The organism is Gordonia sp. LMA484 (assembly GCF_058129505.1).
The window spans coordinates 3,690,759-3,711,155 of record NZ_CM176700.1 but is presented as its reverse complement, the minus strand read 5'-3'; the positions used below and the strand labels follow the sequence as shown (position 1 = coordinate 3,711,155).

The following is a 20,397-nucleotide window of genomic DNA, read 5'->3' as shown; positions in this document are numbered from 1 at the left end:
AGATGCCCTTTCTGAGTGACTGGACAGACCTTCGACAAGTCCCATCCTCTCACTCCGACAGGGCATTTCGTCTCACCAACACCCCCAACAACCCACAACATCGGTGGATCCAGGCTGAGGAGGCCCGCAGCGCCGGCGGAGGCCGTCGCCCCCCCGGTCCCTGAGGAGGCCCGGAGCGCCAGCGGAGGGCCGTCACGAAGGGCCGGCCCTCGTGCCCCTTCGTGACGCTCGCAAGCTCGCTCCTCAGGGATCGGGTGGTCGGCTCGCAAGCTCGCTCCTCAGGGATCGGGTGGTCGGCTCGCAAGCTCGCTCCTCAGGGATCGGGTGGTCGGCTCGCAAGCTCGCTCCTCAGGGATCGGGTGGTCGGCTCGCAACCTCGCTCCTCAGGGATCGGGTGGTCGGCTCGCAACCTCGCTCCTCAGGGATCGGAGGAGACGCTCGCTCCTAGGGATCAGGCCGTGAGATTCCGTGAACCCGTCACCTCTGCGGCGCGTCACCCCCAGCTCGGCAGCCAGATCTGTTGATGCCACTCCGCGGGCGAGATCGGACTTCCCGTCAGGATGGGCCACAGCCAGATGAAGTTCGCCACCACGAGTCCGATGTAGATCGCCACGACGAGGATGGCCAGCGTCCGTCGCTCGGGTCGTCGGGTTGCGGTTCGGCCGGCGAAGCGGAGCAGGTCACCACAACACAGCGCCAGGCCCATCGCGAGGAACGGTGCCATCACGGTCGCGTAGAAGAAGTACATCTGGCGGTCGAGGTCGGCGAACCAGGGGAGCAGCCCGGCGAGATAGGCGGTGGTCACCGCGGCGTAGCGCCAGTCGCGCCGCACCAGCCAGGACCACAGTCCCCACGCCACCATGGGCAGCGCGAGCCACCACATCGCCGGTGATCCGATCAGCATCTGGGCGCGGACACATTCACCGGCACCACACTGATCCGGACCGTTCTCGATCGCATAGAGCATGGGCCGCAGACTCATCGGCCACGTCCACGGTTTGGATTCCCACGGATGGTGGTAGCCGGCGGAATTGGTCAGACCGGCATGGAACTGCAGGATGCCGGCCTCGTAGAACCAGAGTGAACGCCACGCGCCGGGTACCCAGGAGAAGGGTCCGTCGACACCGATCTGGTTGCCGACCTCATAGCGGTACACGGCGGTCTCGCTGTTGAACCACGGGATGAATGTGGCGAGGTAGATCGCCACCGGCATCACCGCCAGGCTCATCCCGGACGGCACGAGGTCGCGCCGCAGCACTCCCATCCACGGTCGCTGCACGTGATATGCCTTGCGGGCCGCGACATCGAAGCCCAGTGCGAGTACGACGAAGAACAACACGAAGTAGATGCCCGACCATTTGGTACCGCACGCCAGCCCGAGCATGACACCCGCGGTGAAGCGATACCACCGGAAGCCGAGTCGGGGACCGAACGGCGTGTCGCCGATCCGTCCCTCCACATAGACGCGGTGCAGACGTGCCCGGACCTGGTCCCGATCGGCGATGACGGCGGCGAACGTCGCCACCACGAAGACTGCTTGGATGATGTCGAGCATGCCCATGCGCGACTGGACGAACAGCACCCCGTCGCAGATCGCGAACACGCCGGCGATCCCACCGACGAGCGTCGACCGGGTCATCCGTCGCACCGTGCAGTAGATCATCACGACGATGGCGACGCCCGCGATCGCCGGCGTGATCCGCCAGCCGACCGGGCCGTAGCCGAACACCGCCTCGCCCGCGGCGATCACCCATTTTCCGACCGGCGGATGGACGACCAGGCCATATGCCGGGTTGTCCTCGATCCAGTTGCCACCGGTCAGGACCTGCCAGGCCTGCGGTACGTAGTGCTTCTCGTCGAACACGGGCGTGCCCTGGTCGGTGGGATGCCCCAGTCCCCAGAACCGGGTCACGGCGGCGACCACCGTGATCACCAGGCCGACCACGAATCCCCGCAGGCGATCCGGGGCCCCGAACAACGGTGCGGGGATTTCCGGTGCCGGGCTCGTGCCCAGATCTTCGGTGCGCCCGCGATCCACTGTCGCATCCAGACCACGGTCCTCGCGTATCGCTCGGTCGAGGAGGGCGGTGTCGGTCACGCGTCCGATCGTAACGGCCGCTCGTAAGCTGACTGATGATGAACTCAGCAGAACAGGATCTCGCGATGACGCCGGACCATGCGGACACCGACGCCGAGGGCCTCCTGATCCTCGCCGCCACCCCGATGGGTCAGGTCGACGACGCATCGCCGCGGCTACGCGCCGCACTGGCCTCCGCGGACATCGTCGCTGCGGAGGACACCCGGCGTGCCCGCAACCTCGCCGCGGCGCTCGAGGTGGTGATCGGCGGCAAGTTGCTCAGCTACTACGACCAGGTGGAGGCGGCGCGCACCCCGGGCCTGATCGATGCGATCGCCGGTGGCGCCACGGTGTTGCTGATCACCGACGCCGGGATGCCGTCGGTCAGCGATCCCGGCTACAAACTGGTCGCGGCGTGTGCCGAGTCCGATCTGCGGGTGACGTGTCTGCCGGGCCCGTCGGCGGTGACCACGGCACTCGCGGTGTCGGCGTTGCCCTCGGAGCGCTTTTGTTTCGACGGCTTCGCCCCGAGACGGAGCGGCGCTCGCCGAGAGTGGCTGGCCGGCCTGGTCGATCAGCCACGGACCATCGTGTTCTTCGAATCACCGCATCGGCTCGCCGACACGTTGACCGATGCGGTCGAGGTGCTCGGACCGACCCGCCGCGCCGTCGTCTGCCGCGAACTGACCAAAACCTACGAAGAGGTACGACGCGGCCCACTCGCCGAGCTCGCCGAGTGGGCCGCCGAGGGAGTCCGGGGGGAGATCACCGTGGTGCTGGCGGGTCACGTCGCGCAGCAGCGCGACGCCGCAGACCTGGTCGACGAGGTGGAGCAGCTCGTCGCCGACGGGATGCGCCTCAAAGAGGCGTGTGCACAGGTGACGCAGGACGGCGGTGCTTCCCGCCGTGATGTGTATCAAGCGGTGCTTGCGCGACGTCAGGAGCAGCAAGGCTAGCGACCGCCGCTTCGGTGCCCTCGCCGGACCCTTCGGCGGCGATGTGCAGGGTCACCCCCGGCGCCAGCCGGTAGGGCCTGCTGGTGAGCAGGGCGCCGACGCTGCGTCGGAGGCGGGACATCTCGGCCCTGACGGTCACGACATGGCCTGCGTCACCGAAGATCAGGCGGCTCAGGCGTGCGGACGTGAGACCCGATTCGGACGCCTCGGCCAGGAGCAGGAGTATCTGCGCGTGTCGTCGGGTCAGCACGGTCCGCCACTCGTCGCCGTCGCCGACGACGGTCAGCGACGGCTCCCCGCGGAGATCGAGTTCGGCGACGATGGGATGGGCTGGTCCGACGCGCCGGAGCAGCCATCCGGAACCGACCCGTTCGGTGACGCAGCTGCCGATGCCCGGCACGAACTGATGGGCGCCGTCGACAGGTGCGGCCACTGCAGCCGGTGCGGTGCATCCTCGACTGTCGGCCACCCACCCGTCACGATCCACCAGCAGTGCAGGCCCGCGTATGCCGGTGAGGCGGGCGCCGGCATTGCGTCGTAGGTCGGCGAGGGAACGCATGTGGGCCGCGGCGATCTCGTGTTCCCCCAGCCCGGCCATGCTCACCGCGAATGCTGTCGACGACGGCTGGATGGCTTCGGCAGGACCGGCGAGTCCGACGATGCCGATCATCGCGCCGGTGCGGGAATCGTGGATCGGTGCGGCCGCGCAGTACAGCGAGTGCAGGGCGTGGCTGAAGTGTTCGGACCCGACAACGCGAGCGGCCCGGTCGTCGGTCATCACCAGGCTGACCGCAGTGGTTGCCGTGGACCCTTCGTCCCAACGGCTGCCCTCGATCAGTTCGACCGAGTCGGCGGCCTCGAGCCAGCGTTGGGTCCCGCCGCGCCACAACAGGACCCCGTCGGCGTCGAAGATGCCCATCATCAGTTCGGAGTCATCGGTCGACTCGAGGAAGACCCGCTGCAACCGCTTGGCGCCATCGCCCAATGGGTTGTTGGACCGGCGGTCGGCGAACTCATCGGATGTGAGATGGATCGGCGTGTGCTTGTCCGGCCGCACCCCGGCGTCGAGCGACCGTTGCCACGACTCGACGACCTCGGCACGTGCGGCCGGTACCGCCAGCTCGGCAGTGATCTCGCATGCGTTTTCATCACCCCGACCGCGGACCGAACCCGTACCTTCCGTACTTGGAAGTATGGATCGTCGCATTCTCCGATGTTACCGCACGAGGTCTGACATGCCCGCGTGGCCGCGGCTTCCGGGCGTGATGATCCTACGAATGGGGGACGTCGGCGCCGACGATGCTGGCGGCCTTGTCGAGGCATTCCTGCCATTCACGACTGGGATCGGAATCGATGGTGATACCACCGCCGACTCCCAGGGTCGCGGCGCCGTCGGGGGTCACCGTGACCGTGCGGATCGCGACGTTGAGATCCAGACCCTGGCCCGGACCGGCCATCCCGATCGCCCCGCAGTAGACGCCGCGCGCGTGGGTCTCCCACTGCGCGAGCAATGTCATGGCGCGCAGTTTCGGTGTGCCGGTCACCGAGGCGGGCGGAAAGGTCGCGCGCAGCAACTCGTTGTTGCCCACGGCCGGGTCGACGATGGCCTCCACGCGCGACACCAGGTGCCAGACACCGGGCGCGCGGATCACCGTCAACAGATCTGCCACCCGGACCGATCCGGTGACCGCGACCCGTCCCAGGTCGTTGCGGACGAGGTCGACGATCATGACGTTCTCCGCAACGTCCTTTGCCGACGCGGCCAGCGTCTCGGGGTCCTCACTTGCCGGGAGGGTCCCCTTGATCGGCGCTGACGACACCAGGTTTCCGGTCCGCCGCAGGAAAGATTCTGGTGAGAAGCTGGCTACCGACCCCCAATCTCCTTGGAGAAAGGCGGATTTCGCAGGAAGAGTGGAAGCGGTGAGGTCGCCGAAGAACTCCATCGGGTCGCCGCCGATCTCGCCGGTGAACCCGGTGCAGACGCAGGCCTGGTAGACCTCGCCCGCGCGGATGGCCTCCAGGCATTTCCCGATCGCATCCAGATGTGGCTCACGCGGTGGCGGAACCCATTTCGCGGACCACCGGGTGTCCCCGGGTGGAAGGGGATTGCTCAGCGACCGCTGAATCCATGGTGCACAGGGCGATCCGTCGACGTGCTCGTGGTGCCACTGCCCGTCCCGCAGGATCACGATCTCGTCGGTCAGCCCACCGACGGCCGCGGGCAACGACGATTCGCCTGCGCGCACCGGGAAACCCAGATATCCGAACCAGAAGCGGTCCGGGGCGTCGGGCGGCGCGAAGCCCGGCCGTAGGTGGATCGACGGTGCGATCACCGCGTCGGCGTCCCACCAGTCGCCGATCAGCGCAGCGGGTGGCGGCAGTCCGGCCGCGACGGTATGTGCGTGCAGTGCACGCAAGACGTCGAGCGCCGGGGTGGTCACGCCTCGTAGCGGGGGAAGACCGGACTCGGCTTCGGGAGCTCGGTGCCGGCGACGAGGCGGTCGTCGACGGCCACGAACTGACGGCGGTCCGGATCGACGGCGAGCAGGTCGAGCATGCGGCCGGTCGACTCGGGCATCACCGGCTGTGCCAGCAGCGCCACGATGCGGACCACCTCGGCGCACACATGGAGCACCGTGGCGGTCCGGTCGAGGTCGGTCTTGGCGAGCTTCCACGGTTCCTGGGCCGAGATATAGCGGTTGGTGTCGGCGAGCACCGACCACATCGCCTCGATCCCGAGGTGGATCGCCTGGACGTCGAAATGTTCGCGGACCCGGGGCAACAGGGCGGCGGCCTTGTCCAGCAGGACGGTGTCCTCGGGCGTGTGCGGTCCGGGTGTCGGCACCGCACCGCCGAAGTATTTACCGATCATCGAGAGGGTGCGTTGCGCCAGATTGCCGAACTCGTTGGCGAGGTCGGCGTTGATACGGCTGATGATCGCCTCGGTGGAGTACGACCCGTCCTGGCCGTAGGAGAACTCGCGCAGGAAGAAGAACCGCACCGGGTCGAGGCCGAACTCGTCGATCAGCGCGTTCGGGTCGACGACGTTGCCCACGGACTTGCTCATCTTCTCGCCCTTGTTGAACAAGAAGCCATGGGCGAACACACGGTCGGGGAGTTCGATGGCCGCACTCATCAGGAACGCGGGCCAGTAGACGGTGTGGAACCGGATGATGTCCTTGCCGATGATGTGCAGATCCGCCGGCCAGAACCGGTCGAATGACGCGGCGTCATCGGGGAATCCGACGCCGGTGAGATAGTTCGTGAGCGCGTCCACCCACACGTACATGACGTGCTCGGGGTGGCCCGGGACCGGGACACCCCAGTCGAAGGTGGTACGGGAGATCGACAGGTCTGTGAGACCGCCCTTGACGAAGCTGACGATCTCGTTGCGACGCACATCGGGACGCAGGAACTCCGGGCGCGTCTCGTAGAGCTCGAGCAGTTTGTCCTGATAGGCCGACAGGCGGAAGAAGTACGTCTGCTCCTCGGTCCACGTCACGATGTGCCCGTTGTCGGCGGCGACGCGGTTGCCGTCGTCGTCGACCGTGGTGTCGGCCTCGGCGTAGAAGGTCTCGTCGCGGACGTCGTACCAGCCGGAGTAGGTGTCGAGGTAGATGTCGCCGGCATCGAACATGCGCTGCCAGATCGCCTCGGATGCACGCTTGTGGTCGGCGTCGCTGGTCCGGATGAACCGGTCGAAACTGGACCCGAGGCGTCGCTGCAGCGTCTCGAAACGGTCCGAATTGCGGTTGGCCAGGTCTGCGGTATCGATGCCCTCGGCCTGCGCTGTCTGCTGCATCTTCTGCCCGTGCACGTCGGTGCCGGTCAGGAATCGCACGTCGTAGCCGTCGAGCCGCTTGAACCGGGCGAGCGCGTCCGCCGAGATGTATTCGTAGGCGTGACCGATGTGGGGTGCGCCGTTGGGGTACGCGATGGCTGTGGTGAGGTAGAACGGTTCGCCTGCGCCGTGCGAGGCGTGATCAGCGGATACGGTGCGCGTCGAGTCGTCGGGCATAGTGTCGCCAAGGATACTTGGTGGACCGCCGTGCACGGATTGCACACCCGTGTTCGGCATGCTCAGTCGAAGCGGCGATACGGCTCGCATCCCGGCGGCGCCTTCGGCGCCTCACGCTTGACCAACTCGGGGATCTCCTTGGTCACCGGGGTCGAGTCCAGGTGGAACTTCTCGCCATGGTGGGCGAGGTCGATTCCCGGGCCCGACAGCAGGCGATAGGTGGCACTCGACCGGTCGATCGCCACCACGATCTTGGCGTCGCCGACAGCCATCCGGAAGGACAGGTAGGTCAGTCGGTTCGGCAGCCGCGGCGCAAAGGTGATCTTCCCGCCGAAGTCGCGCATTCCACCGAACCCGGCCACGCAGTCGGTCCATGCGCCCGCCAGTGCGGCGATGTGCAGTCCGCTCGAGACATTGTTGTGCAGATCGTGCAGGTCGGTGAACACCGACTCACACATCAGGTCATATGACAGGTCGAGGTAGCCGACCTCGGCGGCGACGACCGCCTCGCAGCACGCCGAGAGCGACGAGTCGCGCACCGTGAGCGGGTAGTAGTAGTCGAAATTGCGCAGCTTCTGCTCGGGTGTGAATGCATCGCCGAACATGTACATCGCGAAGACGAGGTCGGCCTGCTTGACCACCTGTTTGCGGTACAGGTCGTAATACGGATAGTTCAGCAGCAGTGGGTACCGGCCCACGGAGGACTCGAAGTCCCAGGCGCCGAGCAAGGTGAACGACTCACATTGCTGATGCACCCCGAGCGCGTCGTCGTACGGGATGGACATGTCGTCGGCACAGGACTCCCAGTGCGCGGCCTCCGCATCCGTCACCCCGAGTTCACGCGCCACATCGGGACGGCGGTGTACCGCCGCCACCGCATCCCGAAGGTTCTGTTGCGCTGCGAGATTGGTGAAGACGTTGTTGTTCACCACGGCGGTGTACTCGTCGGGGCCGGTGACGCCGTCGATGCGGAACTTGCCGTTGACATCGTGGTGGCCGAGGCCGGCGAACAGCCGTGCCGTCTCGACGAGCAGCTCGAGGCCGCATTCGGTCTCGAATTGTTCGTCGTTCGTGGCCCGCAGATATCGGGCCGTGGCGTTCGCGATGTCGGCGCTCACGTGCACCCCGGCCGTGCCGGCGGGCCAGTAGCCCGAACACTCGTCGCCGTTGATGGAGCGCCACGGGAACATCGCCCCGCGCTGCCCGAGTTCGGCGGCGCGGCTCTTCGCCTTGTCCATCGTGGCGTGCCGCCACCGGAGTTCTTCACCGGCCGCCGCGGGCACGGTGTAGGTGAGCATCGGGAGGATGAAACTCTCCGTGTCCCAGAAGGTGTGGCCGTCGTATCCCGGGCCGGTCAGTCCCTTTGCCGGGATTGCCCGTGACTGCCCTCGGGCGCCGGCCTGCAGCACGTGGAACAGGGCGAAGCGCAGCGCCTGTTGCAGCTCCGGATCGCCGTCGAGTTCGACGTCGGCATCGCGCCAGAAGTCTTCCAGATAGCTGATCTGGTCGGCTTTCAGTGCCTCCCAGCCGGTTTCCATGGCCATGGCCAGGGCCGCGTCGACCTGGGCGCGTAGGGCGGGCACCGAGCGGCGTGCCGACCATCCATAGCCCATGTACTTGGTCAGCGTGAGCTTCTTGCCGACCGGCACATTCGCGGCGACGGTGAGTCGGGCCAGGTCGGCGTCGGCGCGGATGAACGCATCGGCCTTGTCGGGGAACTCGATCTCGTGGTCCATCCCGGCCGCCACGTGCAGACCCGACTGCTTGGTGTGGTGGACGAGCATGCCCCAATAGTTGCGGCACGCGGCGAGGTCGGAGACCAGCGGCTGGTCCAGGGCTGCGGCCAGACGGGGGTCGTTCCCCGGTGCGGGCACCGGTTCGTTGGCCAGCAGATCGGACTGCAGGACCAGTTTCATGTCCTCGCCGATCGGTTCGACCTCGTAGTGGATCGCCGCGATCGTGCGTTTGGTGAACGACACCAGACGCTCGGAGCGGATCCGGACGGTCCGGCCCGTCGGCGAGGTCCACAGCGTGTGACGCCGCAGTGTCCCGGTCCGGAAGTCCAGGGTTCGTTCGTGTTCCACGGTGCGGCCGTACCGCAGATCCATCGGCTCGTCCTCGACGAGCAGCCGGATGATCTTGCCGTCGGTGACGTTCACCACGGTCTGGCCGGATTCGGGGTAACCGTAGCCACTTTCGGCGTAGGGCAGACCGCGCAGTTCGTAGAAGCCGTTCAGATAGGTCCCGGGATGATCGACCGGCTCACCCTCTTCGAAGGTGCCCCGCAGCCCGATGTGCCCGTTGGAGAGGGCGAACAGCGTCTCGGTGCGCCCGAGCATGTCGACATCGAGTCCGCGCCAACGCAGCTGCCAGGGGTGGATGTCGAAACCGTGTTCCACCGCGCCCGGGCTCATGCGGACACCAGCTCGTCGAGATCGTTGACGACGCGGTCGGCGCCTGCGGCGGCCATGGCGGCAGCCTGTCCGCCGCCGACCCGATCGATGGCGACGACGTAGCCGAACTTCCCGGCGACCGCCGCCTCGACACCGGAGATGGCGTCCTCGAAGACCGCTGCCTGCGCCGGTTCCACACCCATCAGCTCGGCGCCCAACAGAAACGAGTCGGGCGCGGGCTTGCCACGCAAGCCCTTGGCGACGATGTCGAGACCATCAACCCTCACCTCCACGAATTTCGTGAGGTCGGCGGCGTCCAACACGGCTGCTCCATTCTTCGACGACGTCACGACCGCGATGCGCAGGCCGGCTTCGCGGGCGGCCTCCAGGTACCGCACCGAACCAGGGTAGGGATCCACACCCCCGGCTTCCAGGGTCGACACGAACTGTTTGTTCTTTCCGTCTCCGATGGCGGCCATCGTCTGCTCGGACACGTCATCGATCCGGCGCGAGTGGAGGAATGCGCGAACCCCGTCGTCGCGGGGACGACCGTCGACGTAGTCGAGGTAGTCCTGCTCGGTGAACGGGGTGAAGCCCTCGGGATCCCGCTGGGAGAGGAAGGAGTCGAATGCCTCTTTCCACGCATGGCGATGCAGGACCGCGGTGGACGTCAACACGCCGTCGAGATCGAAGAGTGCGACCGATATGGCATCTGGCAAACCCAACACAGGGGGAACGCTACCTGTCCGGAGGGCGGCTGGCGCGGCGTGCGCGGGATTGACAGGAGCCTGCCGCGTCGGCGCCGGTGCGGTCGATCATCGGTGACGCCGGCATCGTGCTTCCGGAACCTGATCCACTCCTGTTGTGCGAGCGGGCGATCACGTTTCTCGGTGAACCGGCGTGCACCTCATCGCGGATCGCAGCGGTGTCACCGGAGTTCAGGATTTCGATCAGGCGTGGAAGGCCGGCGACCGCCTCGGGTCCCAGCGCGGGGGTCGCGAAGGGGCGCGAGGCCGGTGGAGCACGGAGTCCTCAACCGCGCGGGGGGCGAGCCCGTCGTCCAGGTCACGCCACGATCGGGCCATGTGACGACGCCGTCGACGGCGTCGAAACAGTCTGCGTCACCGACATTTCCGCATCCGACCCTCGCCGCTGCCATGCCCCGCCGAGGCCGACCCGTCGCGGCATCGGCGGGTCGGTGCCTGATTCTTTGTGGCCCAGACAACTTCGAGATACCGCGTATGCGTTGCCGCGCCGGTCCGACATGCCGACGTCGTCGGTGCACAGTCACCCCGACCGTGACTGTGATCCCGCTGTCAACTGAGAACGCACAGTACCAGATTTCCGATGTCGCACCTGGAACAGGATTCGGTGGCGCCGTGTGGAAATTGGATTGGCCGCTCGAAGGTCTCCGGAGAAGATGGACCGATGACTCGCCGATTCGCACAAGTGGACGTCTTCTCCTCCATCCCGGTCGCCGGAAATCCGGTGGCCGTCATCATCGACTCCGAAGGCCTCGATGATGCGCAGATGGCGGCATTCGCCCGCTGGACGAACCTCTCGGAGACGACCTTCGTGCTGCCTCCGACGCATCCCGACGCCGACTACCGTCTGCGGATCTTCACCCCGTCGGCGGAATTGCCCTTCGCCGGACATCCGACCCTGGGTTCGGCACACGCGTGGCTGGCCGCCGGGGGGTCGCCCAAGGGGGAGCGGATCGTCCAGGAGTGCGGCGTCGGGCTGGTGCCGCTCCGGTCCGAGGGCGAGCGGCTGGCGTTCGCGGCCCCGCCGCGGATTCGATCCGGGGCGGTCGATGAAGCGGTCGTGCGTGAGGTCGTCGGGGCGCTCGGGCTGACGACCGACGAGGTCTCCGCGGCCGAATGGGTCGCCAACGGGCCCGACTGGATGGTGCTGAGGTTGGCATCGGGCCATCGGGTGGTGGAGGTCCAACCCGATATGGCGGCGCTCGGCACCTACGAGGTGGGACTGATCGGCGCCTACGACGGCGGCCTGCCGGGCGAGCCCGACGTCGCATTCGAGGTCCGCGCGTTCGCGCCCGGTCTCGGGGTGGCCGAGGACCCGGTCACCGGCAGCCTCAATGCGGGGATCGCCGTCTGGCTCCGCGAGGAAGGACTCGCGCCCGCGTCGTACGTCGCCGCGCAGGGCACCGCACTCGGCCGATCGGGGCGGGTTCACGTCGTCGACGACGGCACCGACATCTGGGTGGGGGGTGCGACGGTCACGGTCGTCGCTGGCACAGTGGTGCTGTGAGTCAGACAGCGGAGACCGAGAGCAACAAGGCCGCGCGCAAGCGTCGTCGTCGGGAGCCGCCGCCGGACCCGACGCCGCTGGCCGGTCTGGTCGACTCCCACACGCATCTCGCCGCCTGTGGTGGGCGGGATCCCGAATCGGTCCGCGACATCCTCGATCACGCGGCACGTGTGGGCGTCGATCAGGTCGTCACGGTCGCGGACGACATGGTCGACGCACGCTGGGCGGTCGACGCGGCGCGGTGGGATCAGCGCGCGTTTGCCGCGGTGGCGCTGCACCCCATGCATGCCGGCGACCTCGACGACGCCGCCAAGGCCGAACTCGAACAGATGGTCACCGATCCGCGCGTGGTCGCTGTGGGAGAGACCGGCCTGGACTACTACTGGCCCGGCAAGTCCGAATCCTGCGCGAGCCCCGAGGTGCAGGCCGAGGCGTTCCGCTGGCATATCGACCTGGCGAAGCGGGTCGGCAAGCCGCTGATGATCCACAATCGCGAGGCCGACCGTGATCTGCTCGACATCCTGGCTGCCCAGACGGCGCCGGAGACCGTGATCATGCACTGCTTTTCCGGTGACCAAAACGTTGCACGCGAATGTATCGAGCGGGGCTATCTGTTGAGCTTCGCGGGCACGGTCAGCTTCGCGAACGCGGCAGAATTGCGGGCGGCTGCCGAGATCGTGCCGGACGAGCAGATCCTGGTGGAGACCGACGCGCCGTTCTTGACGCCGCATCCCTATCGTGGCCAGCCAAATCAGTCATACTGCCTGCCGTACACCGCCCGGGCATTGGCGGAGGTGCGCGGTATCGACGACGTGGCGATGGCCCGCATTCTCGGGGCCAATGCGCGACGCGCGTATCAGCTGCCTTTGCAGTAATCATCCCTGTTCGTTATCGTATTGTGATCCCGCTGCCGTGGGGGCAGCGATTCCGGCCAGATTGGGCTGTGTAGTCCGGGGGGCTCAGGGGTCGCTTGTTGTCGCAGTGCGGAGGCCCGTGTCCCCGATCAGGATGTAGATCTTTGTCTGTTCTCGCTCGCATCAACCAGTCGCAGTCCACGCGCGCTCGCGTCGCCGTCGGCGCCGTGCTGGCCACCCTCACCGCGGGCGGCATCATGGGCGTCGTCGTCCACAAGGACGTCAAGGTCGACGTGGACGGCCAGGTCCACCACGTCTCCACCATGGCGTTGTCGGTCGACTCCGTGCTCCGCTCGCAGGGCTTCGACCCCGAATCCGGCGACCAGGTGTCGCCGCCGCTGCACGCGGGTGTCGGAGATGGGCAGACGATCACGTTCAACCGACTCAAAGAGGTGACTCTCGACGTCGACGGTCGACGCCAGGTGGTCAAGACCACCGCGACAGACCTCCAGCAGTTCCTCGCCGAACGCGGACTGACCGACAGTGCGAGCGACACCAACTTCCCGAAGACGAAGGCTCTGCCCGTCGACGGCGCCGTCGTGGATGTCGCGACACCCAAGCGTGTGGTCCTCACCGACGGTGTGACGACCTACCGTCCGGTGCTCGCGGCCAAGACGGTCGGTGAACTGCTCGCCGAGAGTGGCAAGCCCCTCGGCGGCGACGACAAGGTGACCCCGGCCGCCGACACCCCGGTGAGCGAGAACATGAAGATCACGGTGACCCGTATCCGCTCCATGGACAGCACCGTCACCGAAGACGTCGCGCCGCCGGAGATCGAGCAGAAGGATCCGACGCTGGTGCGCGACCGCAAGGTCGTGGTAAAGCCGGGTAAGCCGGGTGAGGCCAAGGTCACCTATTCGATCACCATGGTCAACGGCAAGGTCGTCAAGCGCGACAAGCTCGACTCCGAGGTGCTCACCGAACCGATCGCCGCCACCGTCAAGGTCGGTACCAAGGCAGGTGCGCCGTTCGTGCCGGACGGCTCGGTGTGGGACCAGCTCGCGCAGTGTGAGGCGACCGGGAACTGGGCCATCAACACCGGCAACGGCTTCTACGGCGGCGTCCAGTTCGATCAGAACACCTGGGCCCGGTGGGGCGGCCTGGAGTACGCGCCGCGTCCCGACCTGGCCAGCCGCGAGGAGCAGATCGCGATCGCCAAGAAGACCCAGGCGGCTCAGGGGTGGGGCGCATGGCCGTCCTGCTCGTCGAAGCTGGGCCTGCGCTGAGCGACGCGCCGCGGCTCCTCGGGCCCGCGCAGATCCGTCAACTCGCCGACGAACTCGGCGTACGGCCGACGAAAACGCTCGGCCAGAATTTCGTGCACGACGCCAACACCGTGCGCCGTATCGTCGCCGAGTCGGGCGTCGGGCCCGCTGATGTCGTGCTCGAGGTCGGCCCAGGGCTCGGTTCGCTGACCCTGGCCCTTCTCGGCACCGCTGGACGGGTGATCGCCGTCGAGATCGATCCCGTGCTCGCCGGGCGGCTCCCACAGACCGTCGCCGACTTCGCGCCCGGCCAGGCGGCCTCCTTCGAGGTGGTCACCGCCGACGCGATGTCGGTGCGACGCGACGATCTCCCCACGGCGCCGACCGCGCTCGTCGCGAATCTGCCGTACAACGTCGCAGTGCCCGTCCTCCTTCATCTGCTCGGCGAACTCCCCAATATCGCAACCGCTTTGGTGATGGTGCAGGCGGAGGTGGCCGACCGTCTCGCCGCCGGTCCCGGTAGCCGCGTCTACGGCGTCCCGAGCGTGAAGGCGCGCTACCACGGTGCGGTTCGGCGCGCCGGTGCGGTCGGGCGCAATGTGTTCTGGCCCGAGCCGAAAGTCGAGTCCGGACTGGTGCGGGTCGATCGCACCGACACCTACCCGAACGACCCCGTGTTGCGCGCGAAGGTCTTCGCGGTGATCGATGCGGCGTTCGCGCAGCGCCGCAAGACCATGCGGTCGGCCCTGGCCTCCTGGGCCGGAGGCGCCGCCGAGGCCGAACGCCGCCTACGCGCCGCCGGCATCGACCCCGGTGTGCGTGGTGAACGCCTCGACGTCGACGCCTTCGTCCGGCTCGCGACAGTGGAGTAGCCGAGCGCACTGGCGGGGGCCGAGACCTCTGCCGTCGGGTCCGGTCGGCGGACCACACGCCAACCTCGCCGGTCGGCACGGTCAGAGCATTCATCGTGCGTCGATTACGCTGAATTCCTGTGTCTCGAACGTCGTTGTCGGTGGTGTCCGACGCAGTCACCGTGCGGGTCCCGGCCAAGGTCAACCTGTACCTCGGTGTGGGCCCGCTCCGCGGCGACGGCTATCACGACCTGGTGACGGTCTTCCAGGCGTTGTCGTTGTGCGATGACGTGCGGCTGAGTCGTTCCACCGAACTGCACATCGCCACACAGGGCGAAGGGGCCGCCGAGGTTCCCGCCGACGACTCGAATCTCGCGGTGCGTGCGGTCAAGGAGGTGGCGCTGCGCGGCGGCCGACCGCCGAGGGTCGCCATCGATGTCACCAAGCGCATACCGGTGGCCGGAGGAATGGCGGGTGGGAGCGCGGACGCTGCCGGCGCCCTGGTCGGCGCCGTCAATCTCTGGGGCCTCGACATGGACCGCACCGAGTTGTCCGAGATCGCCGCCGGTCTGGGCAGCGACGTTCCGTTCGCCCTGCACGGAGGAACGGCATTGGGCACCGGTCGTGGTGAGAAGCTCATGCCGATCCTGGCGCGCGGCGAGTTCCACTGGGTGCTGGCGATGTCTCGGTCCGGATTGTCCACACCGGCCGTCTATCGCGAACTGGACCGGTTGCGGGAGAACCGGTCCGACACCGAGATCGTCACCGAACGACCGGACGCCCTCATGTCGGCGCTCACCTCGGGTGATCCGCGGGTCGTCGCGCCGCTGTTGCACAACGATCTTCAGCCGGCCGCACTGAGCCTGCAGCCGACGCTGCGCCGGACGCTGCGAGCGGGTATCGACGCCGGGGCACTCAACGGGATTGTGTCCGGCTCCGGGCCGACCTGCGCGTTCCTCTGTGCCGACGAGACGTCGGCGGTCAACGTCGCGGCGGAGTTGTCGGGTGCCGGCGTGGCCCGGGCAGTGCGGACCGCGAGCGGTCCGGTGCCCGGTGCCCGTGTGATGACGGAGTGAGTCAGCTGCCGAAGACGTTGATGGCGTTGCCGTAGGCGCGCAACGCCGCGATCGAGCCGTTGTACCGGCTCAGATCCACCCGCGTGGGCACGCCCGGCAACCAGCCGGAACTGGTGAACTGCCAAAACGTCCAGGTCCGCCAGCCGCCGCGCGGCATCTGCGGGGCACCGCGGCCGTTGTAGGACGCGATCCACAGCGGATGGTCGGCGAACTCACGCGTAGCGCCCATCGCGGTGTTCCAGAATTGCGGGTAGGTGTACAGGATGGTCTTGCGGCCGGTCAGCGGTTCGAGTACCGCGAAGAACTCCCGCACCCATGCCGCCAGAGCTCGTGGACCGAGACCGCCGGAATGCTCGAGATCGAGGACCGGTGGCAGGTCGAGGATGCCGTTCTGGCCGAGCACCACGGTCGCGTAGAAGATGGCCTGTTGCGCGGCCGAACGGCTCGGGTCCGCGTAGTGATAGGTGCCGCGGATGAGGCCGGCGGCCCGCATCGCGAGACTGTCCGGGACGAAGTACGGATTGACGTACCAGGTGGACTCGGTCGCCTTCACCATCGCCAGCTGTTGGCCCGCGGCACGCACGGCGAACCAGTTGATCGACGCACCGCCGGGGTGCTGATGGCTGGAGACGTCGGGTCCCACCTGCGGGGCCGCGGGGGCGGGTGCCGATGCCATCGCCGGGATGAGTCCGACGGTGGTCGCGATGGCTGTGGTCATGATCACTCGACGAAGGATCACTCGACCCACGCTAGGGGATCGGCGGTGTCCACGCAGGTCATTCGCCGAGCGAGCGATATCAGGCAGGAAGCCCAGAAATGCGCCCTCGGCAACGCGGCCGCTGACATGATGTCGACGGCGGCGCTGGCCTTTCTCTGGGGCGCTGTCCGACGTCGCCCGTTCGTGGGTGCCGATGCCGAGGCGCTAGGGTCTACCGAGTGGCACCATCGAATCCGGTCGCGCTGATCAACGCCGACCGCATCAGCAAGAGTTACGGCATCAAGCCGTTGCTGGAATCGGTGTCCCTGGGTGTTCACGAAGGTCAGCGCATCGGTGTGGTGGGCCTCAACGGCGGTGGCAAGACGACGCTGCTGGAGATTCTGGGCGGCATCACCGAGCCCGACAGTGGGCGCATATCGCATGCCGGAGACATCCGGGTCGCGACGGTCACCCAGCGCGGCGAACTCCCGGTCGGCGCGACCGTCGCCGAGGTCGTCGTCGGCGGCCCCGAGGTCGCTGCACACGAATGGGCCGGCGACCCGCGAATCCGCGGCATCCTGAACGGCATCGGCATCGACGGCCTGCTCGACGCGCGGGTCGACGAACTGTCGGGCGGGCAGCGCCGTCGGGTCGGACTGGCGACCGCGCTCGTGTCGGAGGCGGATCTGCTGATCCTCGACGAACCGACCAACCACCTCGACGTCGAGGGGGTGCAGTGGCTGGCCGAGCATCTCGTCTCCCGACGCAGCGCCCTCGTCGTGGTCACTCACGACCGATGGTTCCTCGACACCGTCGCCACCCGCACCTGGGAAGTACATTCGGGCCGCGTCGACGAATACGAGGGCGGCTACAACGACTGGATGTTTGCGCGTGCGGAGCGGTCCCGCCTGTCCGATGCCGCCGAGGAGCGCCGACGTAACCTGGCCCGCAAGGAACTCGCCTGGCTGCGCCGTGGCCCCCCGGCCCGCACGTCCAAACCGCGCTACCGGATCGAGGCGGCCGAACGCCTGATCGCCGACGTCCCGCCACCGCGGGACTCGGTCACGCTGTCGGCGTTCGCGAAACGCCGATTGGGCCGGGTCGTCATCGAACTCGAGGACGCACACATCACCACCCCGGCCGGGGACACTCTGCTCGACGACCTCACCTGGCGACTCGCACCAGGTGAACGCATCGGTCTCGTCGGCGTCAACGGTTCGGGTAAGACGACCTTGCTGCGTGCCCTCGCCGGCACCGTCGACGTCTCGCCGGGCCGTCGCAAAGAGGGCACGACCGTCTCGATCGGGTGGCTGCGCCAGGAACTCGACGACCTCGACGAAGACCAGCGGGTGCTCGACGCCGTCGAGGCTGTGGCCACACGAATCATGGTGGGGGACAAGGAGTTGTCTGCCGCCCAGCTCGCCGAGCGTCTGGGCTTCACGCCGGCCCGGCAGCGCACACCCGTCGGCGACCTCTCCGGCGGGGAGCGCCGACGACTGCAGATGACCCGGGTGTTGATGGCCGAACCCAACGTGCTGCTCCTCGACGAGCCGACCAACGACCTCGACATCGACACGTTGCAGCAGGTGGAGGATCTGCTCGACAACTGGGCCGGCACACTCGTCGTGATCAGCCACGACCGCTACCTGATCGAGCGGATCTGCGACAGCACATGGGCGCTGTTCGGCGACGGCAGGCTGACCAACCTGCCGGGCGGGATCGACCAGTACCTGCAACGCCGCCGCGAGATCCGTGGCTCGGCAAACGCTTCGGCCTCGACGGTGGGCCGTTCGACGGCCGCGCAATCGGGTGGCACCGATGCCCCCACGGATTCACGTCCGGCGGTGAGTGCGTCCGAACACCGGGAGGCGCGCAAGGTGATGAATCGGCTCGAGCGTCAGATCGCGCAGCTGAGCACTCGGGAGGAGCGCCTGCACGCCGAATTGGTCGAAGCGGCAACGGAACCCGACAAGCTGATGAAGCTTCACGCCGAGCTCAAGGAGGTCGTCGACGCCAAGGAGACGGCCGAGACGGAATGGTTGGAGGCGGCCGAGCGCGTCGAGTGATCCTTCGGCGCCCGATGCGCCCGATGCGCCCGATGCGCCCGATGCGCCCGATGCGCCCGATGCGCCGGAAGCACCAGCAGCACCCGATACGCGCGTGGTCAGCGCCGGATCGCGGCGTTCACCATCGTGGCGATCGCAACGGCGCCGGCCTGATTGATGTGATACGGATAGGCGATCGTCCGCGAGAGTGCGCTTTCATACCACGGGTTGATCAGGTTGCACGGATCATGGCCTGCCGAACGGCGATTGGCGTCGATGAACGTGCCGTTCACCTTGGCCGTCGCCCGGCGCAGCGCATCACCGGCGCGGTCGAAGACGCGATTCATCCACCGGACGTCGGGGTCACTGATCGGGACCATCGGCCAGCATCCGTGGGCGCCCATGAAGCCGCCGATGCCCACCACGATGATCTGGGCGCGTGGGGCTCTGGCGCGAATCGCACGCAGCGCCGGCGTCACCCGGTTCTCCATCCGGGCGACACGCCAGCGGACCTCGGCGGCGAGGCGCCGATCGGAGCGGCAGAACCGATCGGTGAACGGTGCGGTGTTGCAGTGTGAGACGATCGCTCCCCACCGCATGTCGTTGCCGCCGATACTCACGGTGATCACCTGGGCGTCGGACGGTACGAGCCGTAGCTGGGGCGGCTTCACACCCGCCGCCGTCCGCTGTCCGGCGCGGTACAGGTTCGGTGCCTGCGCTCCGGCGCAGGAGGTGTCCACGAAGCGTCGCGGCAGCGTCATGGCCGCCACGATCGCCGGATAGTTGAAAGCGGACCTCTTGCAGCCGAGGAAGTAGTCGGGCGTCGGGGTGAAGAAACCGCCGGACGCTCGGGAATCACCCATCGCGACGTAGACCCCACCGGTGTAGCGCACCGGCGACGATGCGGGCGCAGCGTGCGCAGTTGGTGCTGTGACGGCACCCACGACGGTCATCGCGACCATCGTCACCATCAGTAGGACGGCACCCCGGCCACCCCGTACCTCTCGCGGACCCACCGCAACCCCTCACGACGCGACTACCCGCGGGTCAACCCCGCGTCCACAGGATTGTAGGGGAGAACACACCCGTGCCTCGCAGTGAGCGCCCTCGCGACGCGACTCACACCCGTCGAAGATCGTTGCATCGGACCGCGAAATCGTCGATGAGCTCGGCGGTTCGGGTGGGCTGGATCAGCGGGAACAAGTGGGTGGCGTGGGGCAGCACGCGGAGTTCGGAGTTCGGCGACAGACCGAGAAATCGCTGCTCATGGATGCGGAACTGATCCCAACCGCCGTTGAGGAACTCGACGGGTCCGGGATACCGGGCGATCTCGTCGAGCGCGTCGAACCTCGACAGTTCGCCGACCACATCGCGAATCGAGTGCAGCGCGAGCCCGCCTGCCTCCATGTCGTGCGCGACCCGCTGTCCCACGGCCAGGCGCGTCAGACCTTTGCTGATCGAGGCCGCTTGCCGGGGCAGGACACTGGTCGCGGTCCCGAACAGCCGGAACGGGGCCGCCAGTAGTCTGCTCGGCTGCGCGGTCGCACACATCACCACGAGTCCGGACACCGCCTCGGGATGGCGACCGGCCAGGGCCATCGCGACGTAACCACCGAGGGACATGCCCGCGACCACCGCCGGTTCGCCGACCTCACGCACGGCGTCGAGGGTTGCCCGGACCGCGCCGTCCATCGTGAAGGTCTCGTCCGCGCGGGTGCCGTGGCCGGGAAGGTCGGGGGTCCGTACCTCTCGGCCCGGGATTCCGGCGGCGATGCGGTGTAGGGAAGCTCCACTGACCCGGAGTCCATGGACGAGGACGACAGGGACCGGCAACACTTCGCGCGCTGTGCTCATCGGGCGCCAGTATCCCACCCGAGGTGACCGAATCGCCGAA

At 67.6% G+C, this 20,397-nt stretch carries 16 protein-coding genes; 7 read left to right on the top strand and 9 right to left on the bottom strand.

What is annotated here, in order from left to right; genetic code table 11:
* Nucleotides 1–493: 493 nt before the first annotated feature.
* Nucleotides 494–2,050 carry a dolichyl-phosphate-mannose--protein mannosyltransferase gene (locus AC4AMJ_RS16350; RefSeq protein ID WP_489918446.1) on the bottom strand — a complete coding sequence of 519 codons (1,557 nt, stop codon included), beginning with the start codon at nucleotides 2,048–2,050 and terminating at the stop codon, nucleotides 494–496.
* A gap of 86 nt (nucleotides 2,051–2,136) precedes the next feature.
* Between AC4AMJ_RS16350 and rsmI the strand changes: the two genes are divergently transcribed.
* Nucleotides 2,137–3,033 (top strand): 16S rRNA (cytidine(1402)-2'-O)-methyltransferase, encoded by an 897-nt coding sequence (gene rsmI, locus AC4AMJ_RS16345; RefSeq protein ID WP_489900083.1) that lies wholly within the window; start codon nucleotides 2,137–2,139, stop codon nucleotides 3,031–3,033.
* Here rsmI and AC4AMJ_RS16340 read toward each other — a convergent pair.
* The 5 genes from AC4AMJ_RS16340 to AC4AMJ_RS16320 all read right to left on the bottom strand — a co-directional run bounded on the left by AC4AMJ_RS16340 (nucleotide 2,936) and on the right by AC4AMJ_RS16320 (nucleotide 10,172).
* Entirely contained in the window at nucleotides 2,936–4,240 is a 1,305-nt protein-coding gene (locus AC4AMJ_RS16340) for a helix-turn-helix domain-containing protein (RefSeq protein ID WP_489900084.1), read from the bottom strand. The two genes, rsmI and AC4AMJ_RS16340, sit on opposite strands and share 98 nt — an antisense overlap.
* Nucleotides 4,241–4,304: 64 nt before the next feature.
* Entirely contained in the window at nucleotides 4,305–5,474 is a 1,170-nt protein-coding gene (locus tag AC4AMJ_RS16335) for an aminodeoxychorismate synthase component I (RefSeq protein WP_489913329.1), read from the bottom strand.
* Nucleotides 5,471–7,051: a methionine--tRNA ligase gene (gene metG / locus AC4AMJ_RS16330; protein WP_489913327.1), complete on the bottom strand. Its 1,581-nt coding sequence runs from the start codon at nucleotides 7,049–7,051 to the stop codon at nucleotides 5,471–5,473. The genes AC4AMJ_RS16335 and metG overlap by 4 nt, the downstream gene beginning before the upstream one ends.
* Before the next feature lie 62 nt (nucleotides 7,052–7,113).
* Complete coding sequence (locus tag AC4AMJ_RS16325) at nucleotides 7,114–9,465, bottom strand: glycoside hydrolase family 65 protein (RefSeq protein WP_489900087.1); 2,352 nt, start codon at nucleotides 9,463–9,465, stop codon at nucleotides 7,114–7,116.
* Nucleotides 9,462–10,172 (bottom strand): HAD family hydrolase, encoded by a 711-nt coding sequence (locus tag AC4AMJ_RS16320; RefSeq protein ID WP_489900088.1) that lies wholly within the window; start codon nucleotides 10,170–10,172, stop codon nucleotides 9,462–9,464. The genes AC4AMJ_RS16325 and AC4AMJ_RS16320 overlap by 4 nt, the downstream gene beginning before the upstream one ends.
* Before the next feature lie 700 nt (nucleotides 10,173–10,872).
* Between AC4AMJ_RS16320 and AC4AMJ_RS16315 the strand changes: the two genes are divergently transcribed.
* The 5 genes from AC4AMJ_RS16315 to AC4AMJ_RS16295 all read left to right on the top strand — a co-directional run bounded on the left by AC4AMJ_RS16315 (nucleotide 10,873) and on the right by AC4AMJ_RS16295 (nucleotide 15,761).
* Nucleotides 10,873–11,715, top strand: a complete 843-nt coding sequence (locus tag AC4AMJ_RS16315) for a PhzF family phenazine biosynthesis protein (RefSeq protein ID WP_489900089.1) — start codon at nucleotides 10,873–10,875, stop codon at nucleotides 11,713–11,715.
* The gene (locus AC4AMJ_RS16310; RefSeq protein ID WP_489900090.1) at nucleotides 11,712–12,590 is read left to right on the top strand and encodes a TatD family hydrolase; all 879 of its coding nucleotides are present in this window, start codon (nucleotides 11,712–11,714) and stop codon (nucleotides 12,588–12,590) included. Before AC4AMJ_RS16315 ends, AC4AMJ_RS16310 begins: the two co-directional genes overlap by 4 nt.
* A gap of 143 nt (nucleotides 12,591–12,733) precedes the next feature.
* Nucleotides 12,734–13,855, top strand: a complete 1,122-nt coding sequence (locus tag AC4AMJ_RS16305) for a transglycosylase family protein (RefSeq protein ID WP_489900091.1) — start codon at nucleotides 12,734–12,736, stop codon at nucleotides 13,853–13,855.
* On the top strand, nucleotides 13,819–14,706 hold the full coding sequence (rsmA, locus tag AC4AMJ_RS16300) for a 16S rRNA (adenine(1518)-N(6)/adenine(1519)-N(6))-dimethyltransferase RsmA (RefSeq protein WP_489913325.1): 888 nt from the start codon (nucleotides 13,819–13,821) through the stop codon (nucleotides 14,704–14,706). Before AC4AMJ_RS16305 ends, rsmA begins: the two co-directional genes overlap by 37 nt.
* Nucleotides 14,707–14,825: 119 nt before the next feature.
* Nucleotides 14,826–15,761, top strand: coding sequence for a 4-(cytidine 5'-diphospho)-2-C-methyl-D-erythritol kinase (locus AC4AMJ_RS16295; protein ID WP_489913323.1), 936 nt, complete (start codon nucleotides 14,826–14,828; stop codon nucleotides 15,759–15,761).
* 1 nt (nucleotide 15,762) lies between these two features.
* Here the strand turns inward: AC4AMJ_RS16295 and AC4AMJ_RS16290 are convergent, their stop codons facing one another.
* Nucleotides 15,763–16,479 carry a glycoside hydrolase family 25 protein gene (locus tag AC4AMJ_RS16290; protein WP_489900094.1) on the bottom strand — a complete coding sequence of 239 codons (717 nt, stop codon included), beginning with the start codon at nucleotides 16,477–16,479 and terminating at the stop codon, nucleotides 15,763–15,765.
* A gap of 218 nt (nucleotides 16,480–16,697) precedes the next feature.
* On the opposite strand from AC4AMJ_RS16290, the gene AC4AMJ_RS16285 reads away from it, so the two are divergent.
* The gene (locus AC4AMJ_RS16285) at nucleotides 16,698–18,524 is read left to right on the top strand and encodes an ABC-F family ATP-binding cassette domain-containing protein (protein WP_489913321.1); all 1,827 of its coding nucleotides are present in this window, start codon (nucleotides 16,698–16,700) and stop codon (nucleotides 18,522–18,524) included.
* Nucleotides 18,525–18,622: 98 nt separating this feature from the next.
* Here AC4AMJ_RS16285 and AC4AMJ_RS16280 read toward each other — a convergent pair whose 3' ends face one another.
* Nucleotides 18,623–19,456: an SGNH/GDSL hydrolase family protein gene (locus tag AC4AMJ_RS16280; RefSeq protein ID WP_489900096.1), complete on the bottom strand. Its 834-nt coding sequence runs from the start codon at nucleotides 19,454–19,456 to the stop codon at nucleotides 18,623–18,625.
* A 166-nt stretch (nucleotides 19,457–19,622) separates the two neighbouring features.
* A complete protein-coding gene (locus AC4AMJ_RS16275; protein WP_489913319.1) occupies nucleotides 19,623–20,357 on the bottom strand; it encodes an alpha/beta fold hydrolase in 735 nt (244 codons plus the stop codon).
* Between the last annotated feature and the right edge of the window lie 40 nt (nucleotides 20,358–20,397).

Excerpts from the sequence above, each read along its gene's own strand:
- AC4AMJ_RS16325 (WP_489900087.1), bottom strand. The coding sequence starts at position 9,465 with ATGAGCCCGGGCGCGGTGGAACACGGTTTCGACATCCACCCCTGGCAG.
- metG (WP_489913327.1), bottom strand. The coding sequence starts at position 7,051 with ATGCCCGACGACTCGACGCGCACCGTATCCGCTGATCACGCCTCGCAC.
- AC4AMJ_RS16315 (WP_489900089.1), top strand. The coding sequence starts at position 10,873 with ATGACTCGCCGATTCGCACAAGTGGACGTCTTCTCCTCCATCCCGGTC.
- AC4AMJ_RS16280 (WP_489900096.1), bottom strand. The coding sequence starts at position 19,456 with ATGACCGTCGTGGGTGCCGTCACAGCACCAACTGCGCACGCTGCGCCC.
- rsmA (WP_489913325.1), top strand. The coding sequence starts at position 13,819 with ATGGCCGTCCTGCTCGTCGAAGCTGGGCCTGCGCTGAGCGACGCGCCG.
- rsmI (WP_489900083.1), top strand. The coding sequence starts at position 2,137 with ATGAACTCAGCAGAACAGGATCTCGCGATGACGCCGGACCATGCGGAC.
- AC4AMJ_RS16290 (WP_489900094.1), bottom strand. The coding sequence starts at position 16,479 with ATGACCACAGCCATCGCGACCACCGTCGGACTCATCCCGGCGATGGCA.
- AC4AMJ_RS16275 (WP_489913319.1), bottom strand. The coding sequence starts at position 20,357 with ATGAGCACAGCGCGCGAAGTGTTGCCGGTCCCTGTCGTCCTCGTCCAT.
- AC4AMJ_RS16340 (WP_489900084.1), bottom strand. The coding sequence starts at position 4,240 with ATGCGACGATCCATACTTCCAAGTACGGAAGGTACGGGTTCGGTCCGC.